At 66.3% G+C, this 395-nt stretch carries 1 protein-coding gene; it reads left to right on the forward strand.

All coding sequences use genetic code 11. From position 1 onward, the window contains the following. The coding region (locus EOA27_RS40210) for an acyl-CoA dehydrogenase family protein (RefSeq protein WP_189562466.1) at positions 1 to 395 on the forward strand (395 nt) is incomplete at both ends.

Raw genomic sequence — 395 nt, forward strand, 5'->3', positions numbered from 1 at the left:
GACCAGCGCCTCGCTGGCGGCGCTGATGGCGAGCCCGAAACTGTTCCGCGAATGGGCGCCACGCGTGACGACGCGCAAATACGACCAGAGCCAGAAGCCGCCGGTCGAGAAGACCGGACTGACGCTCGGCATGGGCATGACCGAGAAGCAAGGCGGCACCGACGTGCGCGCCAACATCACCAGGGCCGAACGCGCCGGCAGCGGATTCTATCGGCTCACCGGCCATAAATGGTTCATGTCGGCGCCGATGTCGGATGCCTTCCTGGTGCTCGGGCAGGCGCCGGAAGGGCTTTCCTGCTTCCTTGTTCCGCGCATCCTCGGCGACGGCTCCGGCAACGGCTTCCGCTTCCAGCGGCTGAAGGACAAGCTCGGCAACCGCTCCAACGCTTCTTCGG

Source organism: Mesorhizobium sp. M2A.F.Ca.ET.037.01.1.1, assembly GCF_003998075.1.
GTDB lineage: Bacteria > Pseudomonadota > Alphaproteobacteria > Rhizobiales > Rhizobiaceae > Mesorhizobium.